The following is a 2134-nucleotide window of genomic DNA, read 5'->3' as shown; positions in this document are numbered from 1 at the left end:
CCGCCGATCCAGGTCTGCTTCACCTGCAGGGCCTCGTCGAGGAGAACCAGGTCGGCGCGATAGCCCGGGGCGATGCGGCCCATCTCATGGTCCAGGCGCAGGAACCGGGCCGGGATGAGCGATGCCATGCGCAGCACGTCCGGCAGGGCAAGGCCCAGGCGCTCCACGCTGTTGCGCACGGCGCCCGCCATGTCGAGGTCGGACCCGGCGAGCGTCCCGTCCGCCGTGGTGAGCCGTCCGTCCCGGCGATAGATCGTGCGGCCGTGCAGCTCGAAGCCGGTCAGGTCCGTGCCGGTCACCGCCATGGCGTCGGTCACCAGCATCATGTGCTCGTGGCCCTTGGCCGCGATGGCGACCCGCAGGGCGGCGGCGCTCACGTGGTGCCCGTCGACGATGAGCCCGCACCAGGTGTCCGGGCTGTCGAGGGCCGCGCCCACCGGGCCCGGATCGCGGCCGGCGAGCGGCGGCATCGCGTTGTAGAGATGGGTGAAGCCGCGCAGGCCGTGGCGGACCGCCTCCATGACCGTGGCATAATCGCCCGCCGTATGGCCGGCGCAGACCAGCACGCCCGCTTCCGCCAGCCGCGCGATCGCCTCCAGGCTGTTGCGCTCGGGCGCCAGCGTCACCAGGGTGCGGCCCTCGGTGAGCGAGGTCATGATCGCGATGTCCTCGTCCTCCATCGGGCGCATGAAGGCGGGATCGTGCACGCCCTTGCGCTCCGGGCTGATGAAGGGGCCTTCCAAATGGATGCCGAGAACGCCCGGGACGCGGGCGGCCAAAGCGACGCGCATCGCCTCCACGGCCTCGGCCATTCTCTCGCGCGTATCCGTGATGAAGGTCGGCAGGAGACCGGTGGTGCCGTAGGCCCGGTGCGCCGCGGCGATCGTCCGGATGCCCTCGAGGCTGCGCACGTCGTTGTAGAGCACGCCGCCGCCGCCGTTGACCTGGACGTCGATGAACCCGGGGGCGAGCAGACCCTCGACCCGGCGGCGCTCGAGGCCGGTGCCGAGATCCTGCTCCGGCGGCAGGCCGAGGATGCGGCCGTTCTCGACCACGACGGCGCGGCCGTCGAGCATGTGCGCGCCGTCGAAGACGCGCGCTCCCACGAGGGCGATGGCCATCAGACGGTCTCCGTCACCTTGCGCAGGCGCGGCGGGCTGTCGGGATTGCGGCCGCGCGCAAGGGCAATGGCGTTGACGAGCGGATAGAAGCTCTGGATGAGCGCGAGGGGCGCGAGATAGGGATGCGCATCCTCGACGCCCGGCAGCGCCACGGTGGCGGGCCCCTCGGCGGCGCCGGCGACGATCACCGGGACGCCCTGCTCGTTCAGCTTCGTGACCAGGTCGTTCACGCCGCTCAAGGTCTCGTCCCGCTGGCTCAGCACCAGGATCGGGAAGTGGTCGCCCGCGAGCGTCCAGGGGCCGTGCATCAGCTCGGCGGCGCTCATCGCCTCCGCGTGGACGCCGGATGTCTCCTTGAGCTTGAGGGCCGCCTCCTGGGCGACCGCAAAGCCGACGCCGCGCCCCACGACGAACAGGTTGTCCGCGTCCGACAGCTCGGGCAAGGCCGCCGACCAGTCGGTCGCCGACGCCCGGGCGAGCACGTCCGGCAGGGTGTCGAGAGCCTCCAGAAGCGCCCGGTCCTGCGACCAGTGCGCCACGAGCTGAAGACCGGCGGCCAGCGCCGCGATGAAGGATTTCGTGGCCGCCACGCTCTTCTCGGGGCCGGCATGGAGCGGCAGCACGATCTCGCAGGTCGAGGCGAGCGGCGAGGTCGTGTCGTTGACGAGCGCCACCGTCAGGGCACCGTCGTCGCGCCCGGCCCGGGCGAGGTTGAGGATGTCGGGGCTGCGGCCCGATTGCGACACGGCCAGGAACAGGGCGTCGCGCATGCGCGGGCGCGCCTCGTACACGGAGGTCACCGACGGGCCGACCGACGCGGTCACGAGGCCCGAATGGATCTCGAGCAGGTATTTGACGAAGGTCGCGGCATTGTCGGAGCTGCCGCGCGCGCAGGTGACGGCGAAAGGCGGCGGCTCAGCGCGCAGGCGCTCGCCGAGGGCGCGGCACAGGGGAGCGTTGCTCTCGAGCAGGCGCGCGACCACCTGCGGGGCTTCCTGCGCCTCGCGCAGCAT

General features: G+C 72.1%; 2 protein-coding genes. Both read right to left on the bottom strand.

The genetic code is table 11. From position 1 onward, the window contains the following. On the bottom strand, positions 1–1121 hold a 1121-nt coding region (nagA, locus tag OCW50_RS32905; protein WP_262300389.1), incomplete at its 3' end, for an N-acetylglucosamine-6-phosphate deacetylase. Continuing rightward, positions 1121–2134: SIS domain-containing protein (locus OCW50_RS32900; RefSeq protein ID WP_262300388.1), on the bottom strand; the 1014-nt coding region annotated here is incomplete at its 5' end. The genes nagA and OCW50_RS32900, both read right to left, overlap by 1 nt.

The organism is Microvirga sesbaniae, assembly GCF_025460805.1.
In the GTDB taxonomy this organism is placed as follows: domain Bacteria; phylum Pseudomonadota; class Alphaproteobacteria; order Rhizobiales; family Beijerinckiaceae; genus Microvirga; species Microvirga sesbaniae.
The sequence above is the reverse complement of the archived record's forward strand: the minus strand, read 5'-3'. Positions and strand labels throughout refer to the sequence as shown.